Origin of the sequence: Streptomyces sp. NPDC046887 (assembly GCF_040644755.1) — a bacterium.
Classification (GTDB): domain Bacteria; phylum Actinomycetota; class Actinomycetes; order Streptomycetales; family Streptomycetaceae; genus Streptomyces; species Streptomyces lichenis.
This window is the reverse complement of record NZ_JBEYXH010000029.1, coordinates 18,319-37,001: the sequence shown is the minus strand read 5'-3', so window position 1 is coordinate 37,001 and position 18,683 is coordinate 18,319. Positions and strand designations below refer to the sequence as shown.

Sequence of the window (18,683 nt, the reverse complement as noted above, 5' to 3'; positions counted from 1 at the left end):
TCCACGGGCCCGCCGAAGACGCAAAGCCGACAGCCGTCGCACCCCAGGGAGTACCTTCCATGGCCTCGTTGCCGACCCCTTCCGCCGACAGCACTCAGGATTCCGACGCCAGGTCCCGCGCCGCCGCCCTCCGTGAGGCGCTCGCCACCCGTGTCGTGGTGGCCGATGGTGCCATGGGCACCATGCTCCAGGCGCAGGACCCCTCGATGGAGGACTTCCAGCAGCTGGAAGGCTGCAACGAGGTGCTCAACGTGACCCGGCCGGACATCGTGCGCTCGGTGCACGAGGAGTACTTCGCGGTCGGCGTGGACTGCGTGGAGACCAACACCTTCGGCGCCAACCACGCGGCCCTGGGGGAGTACGACATCCCCGAGCGGGTCTTCGAGCTCTCCGAGGCGGGCGCCCGTATCGCCCGGGAGAGTGCCGACTCCTTCACCGCGAAGGACGGCCGCGGCCGCTGGGTGCTCGGCTCCATCGGCCCCGGCACCAAGCTGCCCACCCTGGGCCACGCCCCGTACACCGTGCTGCGCGACGCCTACCAGCAGAACGCCGAGGGCCTGGTCGCCGGCGGCGCGGACGCCCTGCTGGTGGAGACCACCCAGGACCTGCTGCAGACCAAGGCCGCCGTGCTCGGCGCCCGCCGGGGCCTGGAGGCCGCCGGGATCGACGTACCGCTGATCGTCTCCGTCACCGTGGAGACCACCGGCACCATGCTGCTCGGCTCCGAGATCGGCGCCGCGCTCACCGCGCTGGAGCCGCTGGGCATCGACATGATCGGGCTGAACTGCGCCACCGGCCCGGCCGAGATGAGCGAGCACCTGCGCTATCTGGCCCGCCACTCCCGTATCCCGATCTCCTGCATGCCCAACGCCGGCCTGCCGGTGCTCGGCAAGAACGGGGCGCACTACCCGCTGACCGCCCCCGAGCTGGCCGACGCCCAGGAGTCCTTCGTCCGCGAGTACGGTCTGTCGCTGGTCGGCGGCTGCTGCGGCACCACCCCCGAGCATCTGCGCCAGGTCGTGGAGCGGGTCCGCGACCTCACCCCGGGCGAGCGCACCCCGCGCCCCGAGCCCGGCGCCGCCTCCCTCTACCAGACCGTCCCCTTCCGCCAGGACACCTCCTACCTGGCCATCGGCGAGCGGACCAACGCCAACGGCTCCAAGAAGTTCCGCGAGGCCATGCTGGAGGCCCGCTGGGACGACTGCGTGGAGATGGCCCGCGACCAGATCCGCGAGGGCGCGCACATGCTCGACCTCTGCGTGGACTACGTCGGCCGGGACGGCGTCGCCGACATGGCCGAGCTGGCCGGCCGGTTCGCCACCGCCTCCACCCTGCCGATCGTGCTGGACTCCACCGAGGTCGACGTCATCCAGGCCGGTCTGGAGAAGCTGGGCGGCCGCGCGGTGATCAACTCGGTGAACTACGAGGACGGCGACGCGCCCGACTCCCGGTTCGCCAAGGTCACCCGGCTCGCCCAGGAGCACGGCGCCGCGCTGATCGCGCTCACCATCGACGAGAACGGCCAGGCCCGGACCGTCGAGGACAAGGTCGCCATCGCCCACCGGCTGATCGAGGACCTCACCGGCAACTGGGGCATCCACGAGTCCGACATCCTCGTCGACTGCCTGACCTTCACCATCTGCACCGGCCAGGAGGAGTCCCGCAAGGACGGCATCGCCACCATCGAGGCGATCCGCGAACTCAAGCGCCGCCACCCGGACGTGCAGACCACCCTCGGCCTGTCCAACATCTCCTTCGGCCTCAACCCGGCCGCCCGGATCCTGCTCAACTCCGTCTTCCTGGACGAGTGCGTCAAGGCCGGGCTGGACTCCGCCATCGTGCACGCCTCCAAGATCCTGCCCATCGCCCGCTTCGACGACGAGCAGGTCACCACCGCCCTCGACCTGATCTACGACAAGCGCGCCGAGGGCTACGACCCCCTCCAGAAGCTGCTGGAGCTCTTCGAGGGCGTCGACACCAAGTCGATGAAGGCCGGAAAGGCCGAGGAACTGCTGGCCCTGCCGCTGGACGAGCGGCTGAAGCGGCGGATCATCGACGGCGAGCGCAACGGCCTGGAGGCCGACCTGGACGAGGCCCTCGCCGAGCGCCCGGCACTGGACATCGTCAACGAGACCCTGCTCGACGGCATGAAGGTGGTCGGCGAGCTGTTCGGCTCCGGCCAGATGCAGCTGCCGTTCGTCCTCCAGTCCGCCGAGGTGATGAAGACCGCGGTGGCCTACCTGGAACCGCACATGGAGAAGTCCGACGACGAGGGCAAGGGCACCATCGTGCTGGCCACCGTCCGCGGCGACGTCCACGACATCGGCAAGAACCTCGTCGACATCATCCTCTCCAACAACGGCTACAACGTGGTCAACCTCGGCATCAAGCAGCCGGTCTCGGCCATCCTGGACGCCGCCGAGGAGCACCGCGCCGACGTCATCGGCATGTCCGGGCTGCTGGTGAAGTCCACGGTGATCATGAAGGAGAACCTGGAGGAGCTGAACCAGCGCGAGCTGGCCGCCCGGTACCCGGTGATCCTCGGCGGCGCCGCCCTCACCCGCGCCTATGTCGAGCAGGACCTGCACGAGATCTACCAGGGCGAGGTCCGCTACGCCCGGGACGCCTTCGAGGGCCTGCGGCTGATGGACGCCCTGATCGCCGTCAAGCGCGGAGTGCCCGGGGCGAGCCTGCCCGAGCTGAAGCAGCGCCGGGTCAAGGCCTCCGCCGGGGGCGGTGTGCTGGTGGAGGAGCGCGAGCCGGAGACCGGCGTCCGCTCCGACACCGCCACCGACAATCCGATCCCCGAGCCGCCGTTCTGGGGCACCCGGGTCGCCAAGGGCATCCCGCTGAAGGACTACGCCTCCTGGCTGGACGAGGGCGCGCTCTTCAAGGGCCAGTGGGGCCTGAAGCAGAACCGCGCCGGGGACGGCCCCTCCTACGAGGAGCTGGTGGAGTCCGAGGGCCGGCCCCGGCTGCGCGGCTGGCTGGAGCGGCTGCACACCGAGAACCTGCTGGAGGCGGCCGTGATCCACGGCTACTTCCCGTGCGTCTCCAAGGGCGAGGACCTGATCCTGCTGGACGAGGCGGGCAACGAGCGCACCCGCTTCACCTTCCCCCGCCAGCGGCGCGGCCGGCGGCTCTGCCTGGCCGACTTCTTCCGCCCCGAGGAGTCCGGCGAGACCGATGTGGTCGGCCTCCAGGTCGTCACCGTCGGCTCGAAGATCGGCGAGGCCACGGCCGAGCTGTTCGCCGCCGACTCCTACCGGGACTACCTGGAGCTGCACGGGCTCTCCGTCCAGCTCGCCGAGGCGCTGGCCGAGTACTGGCACGCCCGGGTCCGCGCCGAACTCGGCTTCGGCAAGGAGGACCCGGCGGACGTGGAGGACATGTTCGCCCTGAAGTACCGGGGCGCGCGCTTCTCGCTGGGCTACGGGGCCTGCCCCGACCTGGAGGACCGGGCCAAGATCGCCGACCTGCTCCAGCCGGAGCGGATCGGGGTCCACCTCTCCGAGGAGTTCCAGCTGCACCCCGAGCAGTCCACCGACGCCATCGTCATCCACCACCCCGAGGCCAAGTACTTCAACGCCCGCTGAGTCCTGCCCCGCTGAGTCCTGCGCGGGATATCGAGGGCGTACGAACCGCACACGACGTACACTGGTCGGTCCAGTACAGGTCGGTCGCTCTTCCCCCGGGAGCCGTACGGGTCCGCCCCGCGCGGCCCCTTTCGGGAAAGGCGGCCGGCCTTCTCGTCCCCCGACCGGCCCCGAATGCCCCGACGTCCCCGAACGTCCCCCGAACGACCCCCGATGGAGGTGTGCCGGATGACCAGCACGGTCCCCGCGTCCCTGACCCGTACGGCGGAGGGCTCCGCCCTCCAGGCGGTCTTCCTCGACATGGACGGCACGCTCGTCGACACCGAGGGCTTCTGGTGGGACGCGGAGGTCGAGGTCTTCGCCGAGCTCGGCCATGAGCTGGACGAGGCCTGGCGGGACGTGGTGGTCGGCGGCCCGATGAGCCGCAGCGCCGGATACCTCATCGAGGCCACCGGCGCCCGGATCACCCTGCCCGAGCTGTCCGTGCTGCTCAACGACCGCTTCGAGCAGCGCATCGCCCGCGGGGTGCCGATGATGCCCGGCGCCGAGCGCCTGCTGACCGAGCTGGCCGCGCACCAGGTGCCCACCGCGCTGGTCTCCGCCTCGCACCGCCGGGTGATCGACACCGTGCTGCGCTCGGTCGGCCGCGACCGCTTCACCCTCACCGTGGCCGGCGACGAGGTGGCGCGCACCAAGCCCCACCCGGACCCCTATCTGCTGGCCGCCCGTGGCGTCGGCGCCGACCCGCTGCGCTGCGCCGTCATCGAGGACACCGCGACCGGGGTCGCCTCCGCCGAGGCCGCCGGCTGCCGGGTCGTCGCCGTCCCCTCCGTCGCCCCGATCGCCCCCGCCACCGGACGGGTCGTGGTCGGCTCGCTGGAGGAGGTCGACCTCGGCTTCCTCCGCTCCCTCATCACCAGCCTCAACTAGCACCCGCCGCCGGCACCCCCGGGCCCGTACACCTCCCCGTACGGGCCCGCGCCCGTACCCCCGCACTCCCACCCACCGGCACCGGCCGGACGTCCTCCGTGACCGCCCGTACCCGCCCCCTCTCTGCCCCTTCCCTCCCCCGCGTGAGTTTCGTCACCCAGCGTGTCGCTACCGGAAGGTGAAGAACGCCCCACCTGCCCGTAAACGGCACACGCGACCCTCACCCATCTGTCCCGTTTGATCATCCGATGCGCGAATCATTCCGCTGCATAGCAATCGAACCGACCGCATCCCTCATCACTGTCCGGTGCCACCGCTCCCGGCCGGCGTCCAGGACCCGTGGCGTATCCCACTACTCTCTGCTCCAGGACTTCGCCGCAGACCTCCCCTCCCCGCACGGCCCACCAGGCCCGCGGGGGCACCGGAACGATCGCCTGTGCCCGGCCCCCGGCCGATCGCCCCGCCCCACCGGGCGGCGCGGCGAGGTGAGAACACCGCCGTACCGCGTGCCGGATGAGGAGAACGTCCCCCATGAACCGCAAGACCCTGGTGCTGCCGGCCCTACTCGGCCTGCTCGCCCCCGTGCTCGTCGCCTGCGGCAGCACCGGCAGCGCCTCGGGGGACGGCACCATCGTCGTCGGCACCACGGACCAGTTCACCGCGACGAAGGACGCCTCCGCCCCCTTCGACCCGGCGTTCGCCTATGACACCGGCGTGTGGAACGTGCTCCGCCAGACCGTCCAGACCCTGATGCACGTGCCGCGCGGCGGCGGTGTCCCGGTGCCCGAGGCCGCCTCCCAGTGCACCTTCACCGACCGGACCAGCGAGAGCTACCGCTGCACCCTCCGCTCCGACCTGGCCTTCTCGGACGGTACGCCGATCACCGCCGAGGACGTGAAGTTCTCCATCGAGCGGGCGCTGGCCATCGACTCCGACAACGGCGCGGCCGGGCTGCTCTCGGGCATCGACACCATCGAGACCAAGGGCGAGGACGAGGTCGTCTTCCAGCTCAAGGGCCCCGACGCCACCTTCCCGTACAAGCTCTCCACCCCCGTCGCCGGCATCCTCAGCAAGGACGCCTACGACGGGAAGAAGCTCCGCGACGGCTTCCAGGTCGACGGCTCCGGCCCGTACACCATGCAGCCCACGGTCAGCGGCGATCAGGCCACCAAGGTGGTCTTCACCAAGAACGAGCACTACAAGGGCGATATCAAGCTCCGCAACGAGCGCGTCGAGCTGCGCTCCTTCGACAGCGCCGAGGCGATGGGCGAGGCGCTGAAGGCCGGCGAGATCGACATGATGACCCGGACCATGTCCCCGGAGCAGATCAAGGACCTCACCGACAAGCCCGCCCAGGGCATCGAGATCACCGAGGTTCCCGGCCTGGAGATCCGCTACCTCGGCTTCAACACCAAGGCCGGCTCGGCGAAGGACAAGGCGGTGCGCCAGGCCATGGCCGCCGTGGTCGACCGAGGGCAGATCGCCGGCGGGGTGTACGGGTCCACCGCCACGCCGCTCTACTCGCTGATCCCGTCCTCCATCGCCACCCACACCAACTCCTTCCTCAACAAGTACGGCGAGCCCAGCCGCACCAAGGCGCAGAAGATCCTGAAGGACGCCGGGGTCACCGCCCCGGTCGCCCTCACCCTGCACTACACCACCGACCACTACGGCTCCGGCACCAAGGCGGAGTTCGAGGCGCTGCGCGACCAGCTGAACGCCACCGGGCTGTTCCAGGCGCGCATCGAGGGCGCCAAGTGGTCGGAGTTCCGCCCCGCCCAGAAGCGCGGCGACTACCCGGTCTACGGGCTCGGCTGGTTCCCCGACTTCCCGGACCCGGACAACTACGTCGCCCCCTTCCTCGACGCCGACAACTTCCTCGGCACCTCCTACGTCAGCGACACGGCACGCGGACGGCTCATCCCCGAGTCCCGGCGTGCCGCCGACCGCACCGCCGCCACCCCCGCCTTCGAGCAGATCCAGGACATCGTCGCCGACGACGTCCCCGTGCTGCCGCTGTGGCAGGGCAAGCAGTACGTCGCCGCCCGCGACGGGCTGACCGGCGTCGAGTGGGCGCTGAACACCTCCTCGGACCTCCAGCTCTGGGAGCTGGGCCGGGGCAACGCCTGACCCTGCTGTACCCGGCCGGGCACACGGGCCCGACCGGATTCAAGATCAACAAGGCAAGGTTCCTGTGAAGGCACACAACAAGTGGCTGACCGCCCCGCTCGCCGCCGGCCTGGCCGCCGCCCTGCTGAGCGGCTGCGGCACCGAGGACGGCGGCGGCGCCGGCGGCGGCGAAGGCTCCGTGGTCGTCGGCATGTCCGACAAGGTGCTGGCCACCGACCCGGCCGCCGGCTACGACCCCGGCTCCTGGCTGCTGTTCAACAACGTCTTCCAGTCCCTGCTGAGCTTCCCCAAGGGCGCCTCCGTGCCCCAGCCCGAGGCCGCCGAGAAGTGCGGCTTCGAGGGCGGCAGCAAGGTGTACCGCTGCACCCTGCGCGACGGGCTGACCTTCAGCAACGGCAATAGCCTCACCGCGAAGGACGTCAAGTTCTCCTTCGAGCGCGCCCTGAAGATCGACGACGCCAACGGCCCGGCCCCGCTGCTCTCGGCCATCGACACCATCGAGACCCCCGACGACAAGAACGTCGTCTTCCGCCTCAAGGTGCCGGACGCCACCTTCCCCAGCAAGATCGCCTCCGGCGCCGGCTCCATAGTCGACCACCGCTCCTACGCGGAGGGGAAGCTGCGCGACGACAAGCAGGCCGTCGGCTCCGGCCCGTACAAGCTGGACTCCATCGACGACACCCAGGCGGTCTTCTCGCCCAACCCGAGCTACAAGGGCACCGCCGAGGTCAAGAACGCCGGCGTCACCCTGAAGTTCTACAACGGCGACCGCAAGGCCCTCGGCAAGGCGCTGGAGAAGAGCGAGGTGGACATCGCCTACCGAGGCCTCGCCGCCTCCGAGATCGCCGCCATGCAGGCCTCCACCGCCACCCCGGACAAGGGCATCGAGGTCGTCGAGGGCTCCAGCGCCGAGGTCCAGCACCTGGTCTTCAACATGGCCGACCCCATCGCCGGCAAGGCCGAGGTGCGCAAGGCCATCGCCTACCTGGTCGACCGCGACGCCCTCGTCCAGCACATCTACCGCTCCACCGCCACCCCGCTCTACTCGATCATCCCCGCGGGCATCGCCGGCCACAACACCGCCTTCGTCGACGCCTACGGCGCCCAGCCGCAGCCCGACAAGGCCAAGGCCGTCCTGGACTCCGCCGGCTACGGCCCCTCCAACAAGGTCAAGCTGACCCTCTGGTCCACCCCCAGCCGCTACGGCCCCTCCACTGACGAGGAGTTCCGGGCCATCGCCGACCAGCTCAACGACAGCGGGCTGTTCGAGGCCGACGTGAAGTCGGTGGAGATCGACCAGTACGAGAAGGACATCAAGGCCGGTAAGTACGGCGTCTACGTCAAGGGCTGGGTCCCCGACTACCCGGACCCGGACAACTTCACCCAGCCGTTCTTCGGCGAGGGCAACGTCCTCGACAACCGCTACCACAACAAGAAGATCAGCGAGACCCTCGTCCCGCGCACCTCCGCCACCGCCGAGCGCACCGCCACCGAAGAGGACTTCGGCAAGCTCCAGGACCTGGTCGCCGAAGAGGTCCCCATCCTCCCCCTCTGGCAGGGCAAGCAGTACGCCGTCGCCCGCGACGGCGTCACCGGCCTGGAATGGACCCTGGACGCCTCCACCGTCTTCCGCTTCTGGGAGATCAAGAAGGCCTGACCTTCGCCTGGGTGGCCTGACCCGCTACATGCCCAAGGGGCGCCCTCCGCCAAGGGGGGCGCCCCTCGGCGCGTTCGGCTCCTCGTTCATCCGCCACGTGATGACGGTGGATGCCTGCCCTGCCTGAGGATCAGTTGCGTCTGCTTGACTCTCGCGCCACTGGTCGATGAGCGCGGGAGCGCAGCAGTGAAACGCTCAGCCCTGCTGACGTCTGGCCGCCACCAGCCCTGCGAGGAGCGCATCGAGGTCTCCCGTGTACACGATCACTTCCTCGCCCTCTCCCGGTGGGTCGAAGCGGGCGAAGAAATCATCGAGGGCCTCGGGGGTGACCATGAGGGCGTTGGCGTCCTCACGCTGGTTGCGCTCGGCCAGGCGCCGCAGCAACTCGGCGCGGTCGGCGGGGAGGTACACGACCAGGGGATGGCCGCCAGCCTCTCGGGCGGCCTGCCGCCAGGCGTCTCGTTCGGTGCGGCGCCACAGCCCGTGGTCCAGGACGACGTCGTTCCCGGCCTCGATCTCGCTGACGAACCGGTGCCGGACCATCTCGACCACGGGCCGCTCACGCTCGAAGTAAGTGTGTTCGGCGTAGTCCACGCCGTAGCGACCATGGAGGCGGTGCACCTCCTCATCGACGGACAGCCGGGTGAAGCCGTGGCCGGCCAGAGCTTGGGCGACCGTGGTCTTCCCGGATCCGGTCAGACCGGCCAGGAGAACGGCGAGGGGCACGTGGCCATCCCTTCCACGACGAGGCTGCGCGAGTATCGGGAAGTGTCTCAGTCCTGGCCGCTGTGGGCCTGTGGCCGCCAGGTGGTGTAGATGCTCCGGGCCTCGGCGGGCCAGTCGAAGGGCATCCGGTCCAGGCTCACTCGGCGGAAAGCGAACCGCGGGTCGCTGACGTTGATCGTGCCACCGTGCCTGCCGACGTGTGCCAGCAAGCGGCCCGCCTCATCGCGGACGGCCGGCGTGTGCTCCTCCCAGGTACCCGAGGAGAAGTGCTGGATCCGGCGGCGGAGGTCGTCCAGGATGCCCGAACGCCACTTGAAGTGGTGGACGGCGCAGAGGCGGTCGGCGTCGGGCCGGTGGCTGGGGGAGCGGTGGTTGCCGGAGGCCACGGCCACGTTGTGACGGGCGAGCACGATCTTTCGGGGATCTCCGCGCAGTAGTCGGTGGGTGAGATGGCCGCCGAGAGGATAGGCGGTGTCGAGTCCGCCTTCGGGGTGCCAGGTGGTCAGGCGTCCGCTCCCGGCGACGCGGTCGAGCATCAACCCGCCGACCACGTGGTGGCCGGACTCGTCGGCCTGGGTGATCACCTCGCCGAGTGGGGCGGGGTACTGCTGGAACTCATCGACATCCGCGAGTAGGTGCCAACCGGGTCCGGCCCGATGCCGCAGTGAGTCTCGAAGCTCGGTGTTGGTGTGTTCGTGCCACGGTCCGGTGCTGGTGCCGCTGGGGATGATGCCCAACTCACGGGCGGCGGCTTGGAGCTCGTGTCGTCGGACGTCGGAAACGTGGTCGGGGAAGTGGAAGGCGATCAGGAACCGCTCGACACCCAGACACCGGTAATGGCGGACCCAGGCGGCCAGCAACGGCGGCTCGACAGGTCCTACGACGGCGATCAAGGTGGGAGGCAGGTGGGGCAGGGCATTCAGGACTCCTTCCTACGCAAGCCGGAGAAGGTTCTGGAGAGGAAGTCGGCCTGTCCGGCGGCCGACCGCATCCCCAGCAGTTCGGGGGCTTCGGGACCCGGCAGTGGGAGGGGCCGGCGGATGGCGCTGTGCAGGGCATCGGCGAGAGCGGCCGGGTCACCGGCGGGAAAGGTCAAGGCCCAGGGCCGGTCCCTGAGGCGGTCGGTGAGAGCGCCGTCGTGTTCGGAGACGATCAGGGGGACGCCGAGACCAGCGGCGTCCATCACGAGCCCGGATTCCTTACCTGTCCCCGCGTGGCGGCTGACGAGGGTGGCGTCAGCGGCGGCGTACACCAGCCGCAGCGCGGCCTCGCTGACCGGGCCCGGGATGGCATGCACCCGGAGGCGGGGCAGGGCCCGCCACCGCTCCAGGACGGTTTCGTCGAGCGGGGAGCCGGTGACCACGAGGTTCAGGAGCTTCTTCAGCCTGGCCAGGGCCGCGTCGATGACGGTGATGTCCTTGTAGGGCCACCAACCACCCACCAGGCAGACCACGGCCTCGGCGGCCGGAATGTCGAACGCGGCCCGGCCGCCCTCGCGCTCAGCAGCGGACAGGCGGCGGCCGCCGTCCACCGCGAAGCAGCCGACCACCGCGGGCAACTCAGGAAAGGCCGCGGCAAACTGGTCGGCGATGGCCCGCGTTGGATACACCGCGACCACCCGCCCCTCGCCTCGACGGGCGAGCCGGCCAAGCAGCCGTAGGACAGCATCCTCGGTGGTGACCAGCTCGTGGACGAACCGCAGGTGCGGTTGACCGCCCAGGAGGGCGGCGGCCCCGTGCAGCGCCTCGCTCGCGGTCAGGATGACCACCGCGTTGGCGTCGGGCTCCAGCCGGCGGGCGGCCCGCAGCGCGGACCCCTCGGTGAGACAACGGGCGAGGAGGGCGATCTGGTGCGGCAGCCGCCGTAGTCGGCGTGGCCAGCGACGCGACCGGAACAGACGCTGTCCGATCGCGGCGAAGGCGGCCGCCATCCGAGCGGTGGCCAGCAGGACGCTCCCCGCCCACCCGTCGGGTCCGGTGAGTAGCCGGGCGCCCGCCTCGCGCAGGGCGTGGACCGACTCGGAGGCGATCCCGCGCGGAGCGATGACCAGGCTGCCGGGCCGGGCCTGGGCAAGAGCCACCAGCGTGCGCTGGTGGTGCCCGCCCAGGCGGTTCGCGTACGGCTCGATGAGCACCAGCGGACCGGTCACCCCGCCACCGCCTGGTCTCCATGAGCGGAGGTGAACCGCTTCCACAGCCAGGCGGGGTCGTTGAGGTGGTCGAACCGTTGCGAGTCGCGGGCGGCCTCGCCGGCGAAGGCGACGCCCTCCCGGGCCCCGGCAGCGGCGTAGGCGGCGAACTCGCCGTTGCGGCTCGTCGTCCATGCTTGAATCCGCTGGCGGGCTTCGTCGTCGGCCATCCCGTACTCGCTGCCACGGGAGAGCATCGCGCACTCACGGAAGCCCGCCTTCCAGGAGTGGAAGGGGCTCTGGTTGAACCGCGTGATCCCCGCCTTGTCCCGGGCGAACTCGATCCGGCCGGGCAGTGCCGCGAGCACGTCCACGGCCTCGCCCATCTCCCGGAGGGCACTACAGCGGATCAGCTTCAGTCCGCCGTAACCGTAGGTCAGACCGTTGACCGGGTTGACCACCCGCCACACCCGCATGGACACGCCCTCGTCCAGCGGTTCAACGGCGGCCACATCGAAGTCGGTGTCGATGGCGAAGTCACCGTCGGCGAGCAGGAACTGCTCGCGGTCGACGAGTTCGGCGCACAGCCGGTAGGCCCGGCGCATCCCCTGCACGCCGTGCAGGCGCTTGACGGTGCCGCCCAGGGTGCGCTGGAGCCGGGAGTGCAGGGAGTTGGCCATCGGCTCGTCGTACGAGAGGAGGACGGCGTCGAAGCCGGTCACGAGACGGCCTCCAGATAGCGGGGGGGGGGCGATCCGGTCGGGGGCGAACTCGGTGGTGGAGGCGTGGGCCCGCTTGGCGTGCACGGCGTGAAACTCGTCGTCCGTGGCAAGGCGCTCGGCCAAGGCGACGGCCTCAGCCGATGTGCCGAAGCACAGCTCTGGGTCGATGTGCTCTGCGAGCCAGCCGAGCCGGGGCGAGATGACCGGCAGGCCCATGCCCTGACAGTCGATGACGCTCATCGACCAAGGGCAGCCCGGCCGGAACGGTGCGATACCGAAGCGGGCACCGGCCAGCAGGTTCCGGTAGCGGACGCGGTCACCGCGGTCGGAGACGACCTGCACGTGAGGCAGCGCGGCAAGCTGGTCACGCATCCTCTCCGGACTGCCGTCGAGGCTTGTGCGTTCGGCTCGACGCTGGCCGAACAGGTCCATCACGCGCAGCCGCACCGTACCGGAAGCCACGAGGTCGCCGGCCAGGTCCACGAACTGTCCCGTCCCGTAGTGCGCGTAGAGCCGGTGGTTGTAGATGCCGATCGCCCCCTCGGATCCGGTGACCGGCGGAGCGACGGCCGGATCGCGGACCAGACGCTCGTCGCGGGGAGCGGGCACGATCCGCAACCGGTCATCCAGGTCCACGGTCATCCGGGCGGCTGCGGCCGATACCCATGAGGCGGCCGTGGGGATGTGGACCATCACCCGGTCGCACGCCGCCAGGCCGGCCGCGAATGCCAGCAGCACCGGCCTGCCCAGTCCCGCGTCGTCCAAGGACGAGTCCAGGAGGAGCCGGTCCTCGGCGAACGAGAACGGCAGGTAGTGGCAGTAGCCCGCCAGCAGGGCGTCCGATGCGGCCTCCAGCAGGGCCGTACGGATCGCCGGGGCCTCCTCGATCTGGTTGGCCACGACCACGTCCGGTCGCTCAGCTCGGATCAACGCCACCAGTTCGTCGATGTCGGTCGAGAACCGGGCCCGGTACTTCGTTCCTGGCACCTTGGTCTGGCGGTAGCCGCAGCGACCGTCCCCGGCTGCGGCCGGAGCGGCGACGGTCACCTCGGCGCCGGCGTCGATCAGAGCCGGAGCCAGCAGATCCGCGAAGATCCATCCCGAATCCGCCGACAGCCGGTCGGGGTTGGAGATGTTCAGTAGGTACAACACACGCATGCCGCGTCGCCTCCTTCATCAGCCCGGATGCGCGTCGATCCGGGTCGCTGAGGGAAGGAAAGCGGCGACATGGCCCGTGACGGGATGATGAACTGGCATCACTCACGGCTCATTCATGGTCACCAGCACGCGACGCGGGGCGAGGCTCGATGGAAGCGCACAACGAGGAGATCACCGTCGAGCAGGCGGCGAAGGACTTCGCGGCCGAGATCATGAGGTGGCGGGAGGTACGCGGCCTGTCCAAGCGGGCGTTAGCCCAGCTCATGGGCTTCGACCCCTCCTATGTCAGTCACATGGAGTCCGGCCGCACCAAGCCCGGCGAGGAGTTCGCCCGCCTCGCCGACGACGCCCTGAACACCGGGAAGGCGATCTGGCGCCGCTGGCGCGACTACGAGCAGGCCCGCACCCGCAACAGGCCCACGCCCGCCACCCCGCCGACTCCGCACCGACCCGAGCAGTCATACGCGACGGGTTCCGCCCTCCTTGTCGAGCACGACGCCGCCCACCTGACGTACGACGGCCGCTCCTACCGGCTCACCATGCGCAGGTTGCTGCGGAACATCGGCACCGAGCCGGTGACCCGCTACCTGGTGCGCATCTCCGTCGACCGCTACCCCGGCGACCCCGAGCAGTCCAACACTCATTACCGAGCCCACCCGTTGACCTGGGAGGAGCTCAGCCTGACGGCCACCTGCCGCGGCGAGGCGATGCGCCGAGAGGTCAAGCACGACCGTGACGCCTTCAAGGAAGTCTGGCTGCTGTTCGACAACGAACACGGTCGCTTCCCCCTCTACCCGGGCGAGTCCGTGTGGATCGAGTACGCGTACACCGTCGCCGACGACAAGTGGGGCAACTGGTTCCAGCGGGCCGTCCGCCTGCCCACCGAGCACCTTGAAGTCCAGCTCTCCTTCCCGGCCGCGCTCGACCCTGTCGTCTGGGGCACCGAGACCTCCATGACCGCCGAGGCTGCCCCACTGCGGACCGCGCCCGTTCAGAGCGGCGACGGTGAACTACGACGATTCACATGGATCACGGCCACACCCGCGCTGCACGCTCGGTACCGTCTTGAGTGGCGGTTCCGGGCCCGGCCCGAACGCGACAGGGATCAGAAGGAGTTCAGGTGAGCGTGGTGCGCCCCAGCCAGCAGATGCGAGACCTCGGAGTCGTCCAGCTCGGCGCCGGCATCCTCACCGAACCGGCCCGCGCCTTCGACCTGCCCGCCGAGCGCGACGAGGCCGAGCGCATCACCGACGAGCTGTTCGCCGCTATGGAGCGGATCGTCCAGGTCCACCCCTTCGCCAAGGGCATGGGCATCGCCGCCCCGCAGATCGGCATCAGCCGAGCCGCTGCCGTCGTCCAGCCGCCGGACGACGCCCCCGCCATCATCCTCCTCAACCCAAGAATCGCCGACTGTTCCGACGAAACGGACGAGCAGTACGAGGGCTGCCTCAGCTTCTTCGACGTCCGCGGCCGCGTCCCCCGTCCCCTGAAGATCACCGTCGAGACCATGTCACTGACCGGCGAGTCCGCCATTACCGCGTACGACCGGGCCCTCGCCCGCTTGGTCCACCACGAGATTGACCACCTAGACGGCCTGCTGTACCTCACCCGTATGAGGGAGAGCGTGGGACCAATCCCAGTAGAAGAATACCGGCAGACTGGACGGGCATGGACATACTAGGTCGCCTACCGGTGGCAAAAGTGTTTGCTTTTACGGAATCCTCGCGCAGCCGAGCTCCGAGTTGGCGGGATGATAAACCTACCGTGATTGTGGCTTAATGTCATTCTTGAATATTCTCGTTCACTAACGGGGCTACCTCATCTCGTCGCCCGTCTTCCTCCTGCATCAAGCTGAGGTGTGAAGCTTGACTAATCGAATACGACGACAACATACTGTCTCCAGATTCTATTTGAACGGATTTTCGGACGATGCTGGAAGGGTGCGCAGGGTTGCACTTCCCGGAAGTTCTGGACCCGTTCTCTCGACGGGCGACGCGAGTGTAATTAAGGACTTCTATACGGTAACGCTCCCGGATGGGTCCTTGTCGGATTTCTTCGAGAGGGCCTTCAGTAAAATTGAGGGTTCGGCCGCCGAAGCGCTGAAGCTAATCCTTTCTGGGGTTTGGCCTATCTATGGCGAGCGCCGGAAGTCTTTCTCTACCTGGGTTGCGCTGCAGTACTTGAGGGCTGAGCAGGTGCGGCAAAGTCAAACCAATCACAACGCGCAATTCATCCGACTGATTGTTGGAGTCTCTGGGAAAGAGGCGTTGCGCTCACACATTCAAAAGGCCGAGTGTCGGGACGTTTCCGATGAGGAGCTCGACATCGAGTGGCGTGACCTCACGAAACCAGGTGGTCCCGACATGGCAGCCGATGCGAACGATCATATTCAGTTGCTGGGGGACCTCCTACCCGGAACTTCTGCCTACATCAATGACTGCCAGTGGACGCTGTTCAAGTTCATGCGCCGCTCTATAAGCACGTCCGACCACCCGGTTTCCCTTGTTGTTGCCCCCGACTATCCAGCGTGGCGGGGGGTGGGTATCTTCACGGCTGACCTGTTCTTGGTCCCACTTAATCGTCGTCACGCCCTAATAATCCGACCCAAAAACCTCCGGGAGAACGTGCAGATCCCTGACTTCACTGTCGAGGGGACGACTGCGATTGCACGAAGCATCAACCAGGAAACGGCCATGGGGGCTCGAAAGTGCATCTATCATCATCCTGAAGAATTGCCACTCGAGGGGATACGTCTGCCGCATCCTCTAGCGCGCGACCACCCTCCAGTGCCTGGCATTGATGCACTCGTCAGCGAGAGAGGGCTTTTCAGTGGGATTCCGGAAGCAAGCTTGCAGGCCATGTCGCAGGCAGGCCCTCCCGGGGATCGAAAGAGTGGCATGACGCTTGACGACCTGGCTTGGCCAATTCCCGGTCGCCGTCGACCGGCTGCTGACAAGTGAGGCCGGCAGTCGTCCGGCGGATGTGACCGACCGTGGTACAGCACCCCAGTCCGCACACAGTCCGCAGGACACCCGATCATGACCGTCGCACCCCATCGCCAGCCATCAGCAAAAGGCCAGGTCAGCGCCCCGTAGGGGAGATCCCCGCAGGTCACCGACCCGGCCTGTTACTAGGAGATCAAGAAGGCCTGACCTTCGCCTGGGTGGCCTGACCCGCGGTTTCGCCGGTCAGGCCGCCCGGCCATCCGCACCCAGTCCCCTGTCCGCCGAGCACGGCGTCCATGACCCGGGTGCGGTCTTCTTCCCCGGCACGGGGCGTGCACCGTGCCCGGCGGCCGTCGAGCATGATGCGGGGATGACCGACCAGGCTTCTTCCCTCACCGTTTCGCCGTTCCCGGTACGGGTGTTCGATGAGGAGCGCGTGCCTCTGCTCATCGGCGGCCCGACGACAGCAGTACGCCACATGGTGGGACGCGCCGGAGTGGTGATGGGCCCGGGTGGCATGGTGATCACCTTGGACGCGCACGACGCCGGCGACAGGAGCGGCGTGGGGAACGCCGGGACGGTCCGTCTGGTCGGGCCTGCCCCCGCGACGGTCACCGAGCGGCTGATGGGTACGGCCTGGGATGGGGACCGGCACATGTCGCCGATCCACATCGCGGTCCGTACAGGAGACGAAGTCCTGTATCTGGGCACCGCGCATGTGGGCCGGGCCGGCACTGTGGACGGTGTGCTCAGCGACTGCGAACTGCTCCTCGACACGCCTTTGAGCAAGGACCTCCTCGACCGGGTGCGGCCGCGGTCAGCGCCGGTTGTCCTACCGGATCTGGCCTGGCTCGGGGCCGTGAACGGTGACCGTGCGGCGGCGCTTGAGCAGTTCCTCAGGGGCTGGTACCCGGCCACGGGCGGCACCGAGCTGCTTTCCTCCGCGGCATCACGCCTGCCGGAAGGCTTGCGGCAGCTGTACCGGATCTCGGTGCGGCGGCCGGGCGTGCTGGGCACCCAGAACAGGATCCTGCCCGAGTCGGACCTGCTCAGCGATCCGCTCGGAGAGACACTGGTCTTCGGCGTCGAGAACCAGGGCGGGTTCTTCTGGTCGCTGCTGTGGACGATGGAGAACACCGAGAGCGATCCGACCGTCTGGTTCCGCGAGAACGACGAGGAACCGGTTGCCGAACAGGAACCGCTCAGCGGATTCCTGCTGCAGTTCTCCCTGTTCGAGGCAGCCCTGGGCGCCGATTACCTGGCCCTGCCCCGCAAGCTCGGGGCAGCGCAGATGGAGCGGTTCACTCAAGCACTGCACCCTGTGCCTCTTCGCCCCTTCTGGCCATGGGCACCCACTCACTTCTATGTGGCTCCCGGCCTCGTGGTGCGGGTCAGTAGCGAGGACGGCGAAGAATTCGACGTCTGGGCCGGCGCGACCCATCGCAGCGCCCTGGACCAGTGGGCAGACCTCCCTGTCGACTGGATGCGCTTCGACGGGTGACCGGCACAGCATCAGCGTCACGGAGCACACCGTGCACACTGTCCACCTCACATACACCGTCCACATCACGGACGCCGAGACGAAGGGACGTGCCCCCATGTGCCGACCCCAGGGACAGAGCGGCGCCCGTGTCGAGGCGCAGCGGTTGGAGGATCTGGCGCGGCTGCGCCGGATTCGGGACCGGATCGACCGGGAGTACGCGCGGCCGCTGAACGTGGAGGCGCTGGCGCGAGGGGAGAACATCTCCGCCGGGCACCTCAGCCGGCAGTTCCGGGCCGCGTACGGGGAGTCGCCGTACGCGTATCTGATGACCCGGCGCATCGAGCGGGCCGCCGCGCTGCTGCGGCGCGGTGATCTGAGCGTCACCGAGGTCTGCTACGCCGTGGGCTGCGCGTCGCTGGGCACGTTCACCACCCGTTTCACCGAGCTGGTCGGGATGTCGCCCGGGGCCTTCCGGCGCCGGGCGGCGGACGCGGGGGCCGAGAGCGTTGAGGCCGAAGGGCCGGTGATCACGCTGGAGGGGATGCCGGCCTGTGTGGCGAAGCAGGTGACCAGACCGGTCAGGAATCGAGAAGCCGGGGCGGGGGAGCAGCGCCTAGCGTGAGGGGCATGACCTCGTACTCCGGTACGAGCTGACGAAAGGAACCGCCATGCCGCGCACCAAGCCCTCCGCCGACAGCGCCGACACCTCCGCCGAGGAGTACGGCGGGTTCACCGCCGAGGAGCGGGCCGCGATGAAGGAGCACGCCAAGGAGCAGAAGCAGGCGGCCAGGCGGCGCGGCACCAAGGCCGAGAAGGAGGCCGCGGCGGAACGGGACATGCTGGCCAAGATCGCCGAGCTGCCGGAGGAGGACCGGGTCCTCGCCGAGCGGATCCACGCCCTCGTCAAGGCCGCGGCCCCCACGCTGGCCGGCAAGCTCTGGTACGGGATGCCCGCCTACACCAAGGACGGCAAGGTCCTCTGCCACTTCCAGGCCGCGCAGAAGTTCGGCACCAGATACGCCACGCTCGGCTTCAGCGACGAGGCGGCGCTTGACGACGGCGCCCTGTGGCCGACCGCCTTCGCCCTGAGGGAGCTGACCCCGGAGGTGGAGGAGCGGATCACCGCCCTGGTGAAGAAGGCCGTCGGCTGAGGGCGACGCGGAAAACCGCAGGTCCGCGGGGGCGTGCCGGGCGGGCCGTGGGGGGGA

At 69.0% G+C, this 18,683-nt stretch carries 14 protein-coding genes; 10 read left to right on the top strand and 4 right to left on the bottom strand.

Features of this window, described 5'->3' with window-relative positions:
- The first annotated feature begins 59 nt into the window (after positions 1-59).
- The 4 genes from metH (at position 60) to ABZ945_RS23575 (ending at position 8,313) form a co-directional block, all read left to right on the top strand.
- Positions 60-3,596, top strand: a complete 3,537-nt coding sequence (metH, locus tag ABZ945_RS23590) for a methionine synthase (RefSeq protein ID WP_361272845.1) — start codon at positions 60-62, stop codon at positions 3,594-3,596.
- A gap of 228 nt (positions 3,597-3,824) precedes the next feature.
- The gene (locus ABZ945_RS23585; RefSeq protein ID WP_361272841.1) at positions 3,825-4,526 is read left to right on the top strand and encodes an HAD family phosphatase; all 702 of its coding nucleotides are present in this window, start codon (positions 3,825-3,827) and stop codon (positions 4,524-4,526) included.
- A gap of 531 nt (positions 4,527-5,057) precedes the next feature.
- Positions 5,058-6,656 (top strand): ABC transporter substrate-binding protein, encoded by a 1,599-nt coding sequence (locus tag ABZ945_RS23580; protein WP_361272839.1) that lies wholly within the window; start codon positions 5,058-5,060, stop codon positions 6,654-6,656.
- 64 nt (positions 6,657-6,720) lie between these two features.
- Positions 6,721-8,313 carry an ABC transporter substrate-binding protein gene (locus tag ABZ945_RS23575; RefSeq protein WP_361272836.1) on the top strand — a complete coding sequence of 531 codons (1,593 nt, stop codon included), beginning with the start codon at positions 6,721-6,723 and terminating at the stop codon, positions 8,311-8,313.
- Positions 8,314-8,508: 195 nt separating this feature from the next.
- Here ABZ945_RS23575 and ABZ945_RS23570 read toward each other — a convergent pair whose 3' ends face one another.
- Genes ABZ945_RS23570 through ABZ945_RS23555 form a run of 4 tightly spaced genes read right to left on the bottom strand, consistent with a single transcriptional unit; the run spans position 8,509 to position 13,047 of the window.
- Entirely contained in the window at positions 8,509-9,039 is a 531-nt protein-coding gene (locus ABZ945_RS23570; protein ID WP_361272834.1) for an ATP-binding protein, read from the bottom strand.
- 47 nt (positions 9,040-9,086) lie between these two features.
- Positions 9,087-9,932 (bottom strand): glycosyltransferase family 2 protein, encoded by an 846-nt coding sequence (locus tag ABZ945_RS23565; RefSeq protein ID WP_361272831.1) that lies wholly within the window; start codon positions 9,930-9,932, stop codon positions 9,087-9,089.
- A gap of 26 nt (positions 9,933-9,958) precedes the next feature.
- Positions 9,959-11,188, bottom strand: a complete 1,230-nt coding sequence (locus ABZ945_RS23560) for a glycosyltransferase (RefSeq protein ID WP_361272829.1) — start codon at positions 11,186-11,188, stop codon at positions 9,959-9,961.
- A complete protein-coding gene (locus ABZ945_RS23555) occupies positions 11,185-13,047 on the bottom strand; it encodes a hypothetical protein (RefSeq protein WP_361272826.1) in 1,863 nt (620 codons plus the stop codon). The genes ABZ945_RS23560 and ABZ945_RS23555 overlap by 4 nt, the downstream gene beginning before the upstream one ends.
- A gap of 149 nt (positions 13,048-13,196) precedes the next feature.
- Here ABZ945_RS23555 and ABZ945_RS23550 point away from each other — a divergent pair, with 149 nt between their 5' ends.
- From ABZ945_RS23550 to ABZ945_RS23525, 6 genes are all read left to right on the top strand, one after another.
- Positions 13,197-14,171: a helix-turn-helix transcriptional regulator gene (locus ABZ945_RS23550; protein ID WP_361272823.1), complete on the top strand. Its 975-nt coding sequence runs from the start codon at positions 13,197-13,199 to the stop codon at positions 14,169-14,171.
- Positions 14,168-14,728, top strand: a complete 561-nt coding sequence (locus ABZ945_RS23545; protein ID WP_361272821.1) for a peptide deformylase — start codon at positions 14,168-14,170, stop codon at positions 14,726-14,728. The genes ABZ945_RS23550 and ABZ945_RS23545 overlap by 4 nt, the downstream gene beginning before the upstream one ends.
- Positions 14,729-14,912: 184 nt before the next feature.
- Positions 14,913-16,007: a DUF4238 domain-containing protein gene (locus ABZ945_RS23540; RefSeq protein WP_361272818.1), complete on the top strand. Its 1,095-nt coding sequence runs from the start codon at positions 14,913-14,915 to the stop codon at positions 16,005-16,007.
- A gap of 355 nt (positions 16,008-16,362) precedes the next feature.
- Positions 16,363-17,493, top strand: a complete 1,131-nt coding sequence (locus ABZ945_RS23535; protein ID WP_361272816.1) for a hypothetical protein — start codon at positions 16,363-16,365, stop codon at positions 17,491-17,493.
- A gap of 97 nt (positions 17,494-17,590) precedes the next feature.
- Entirely contained in the window at positions 17,591-18,097 is a 507-nt protein-coding gene (locus ABZ945_RS23530; RefSeq protein WP_361272813.1) for a helix-turn-helix transcriptional regulator, read from the top strand.
- A 46-nt stretch (positions 18,098-18,143) separates the two neighbouring features.
- On the top strand, positions 18,144-18,626 hold the full coding sequence (locus ABZ945_RS23525; RefSeq protein ID WP_361272811.1) for a hypothetical protein: 483 nt from the start codon (positions 18,144-18,146) through the stop codon (positions 18,624-18,626).
- Positions 18,627-18,683 lie beyond the last annotated feature (57 nt).

What these genes read in the sequence shown, in the direction of transcription:
- metH (WP_361272845.1), top strand. Translation starts at nt 60, where the DNA reads ATGGCCTCGTTGCCGACCCCTTCCGCCGACAGCACTCAGGATTCCGAC.
- ABZ945_RS23585 (WP_361272841.1), top strand. Translation starts at nt 3,825, where the DNA reads ATGACCAGCACGGTCCCCGCGTCCCTGACCCGTACGGCGGAGGGCTCC.
- ABZ945_RS23580 (WP_361272839.1), top strand. Translation starts at nt 5,058, where the DNA reads ATGAACCGCAAGACCCTGGTGCTGCCGGCCCTACTCGGCCTGCTCGCC.
- ABZ945_RS23555 (WP_361272826.1), bottom strand. Translation starts at nt 13,047, where the DNA reads ATGCGTGTGTTGTACCTACTGAACATCTCCAACCCCGACCGGCTGTCG.
- ABZ945_RS23550 (WP_361272823.1), top strand. Translation starts at nt 13,197, where the DNA reads ATGGAAGCGCACAACGAGGAGATCACCGTCGAGCAGGCGGCGAAGGAC.
- ABZ945_RS23535 (WP_361272816.1), top strand. Translation starts at nt 16,363, where the DNA reads ATGACCGACCAGGCTTCTTCCCTCACCGTTTCGCCGTTCCCGGTACGG.
- ABZ945_RS23530 (WP_361272813.1), top strand. Translation starts at nt 17,591, where the DNA reads ATGTGCCGACCCCAGGGACAGAGCGGCGCCCGTGTCGAGGCGCAGCGG.
- ABZ945_RS23525 (WP_361272811.1), top strand. Translation starts at nt 18,144, where the DNA reads ATGCCGCGCACCAAGCCCTCCGCCGACAGCGCCGACACCTCCGCCGAG.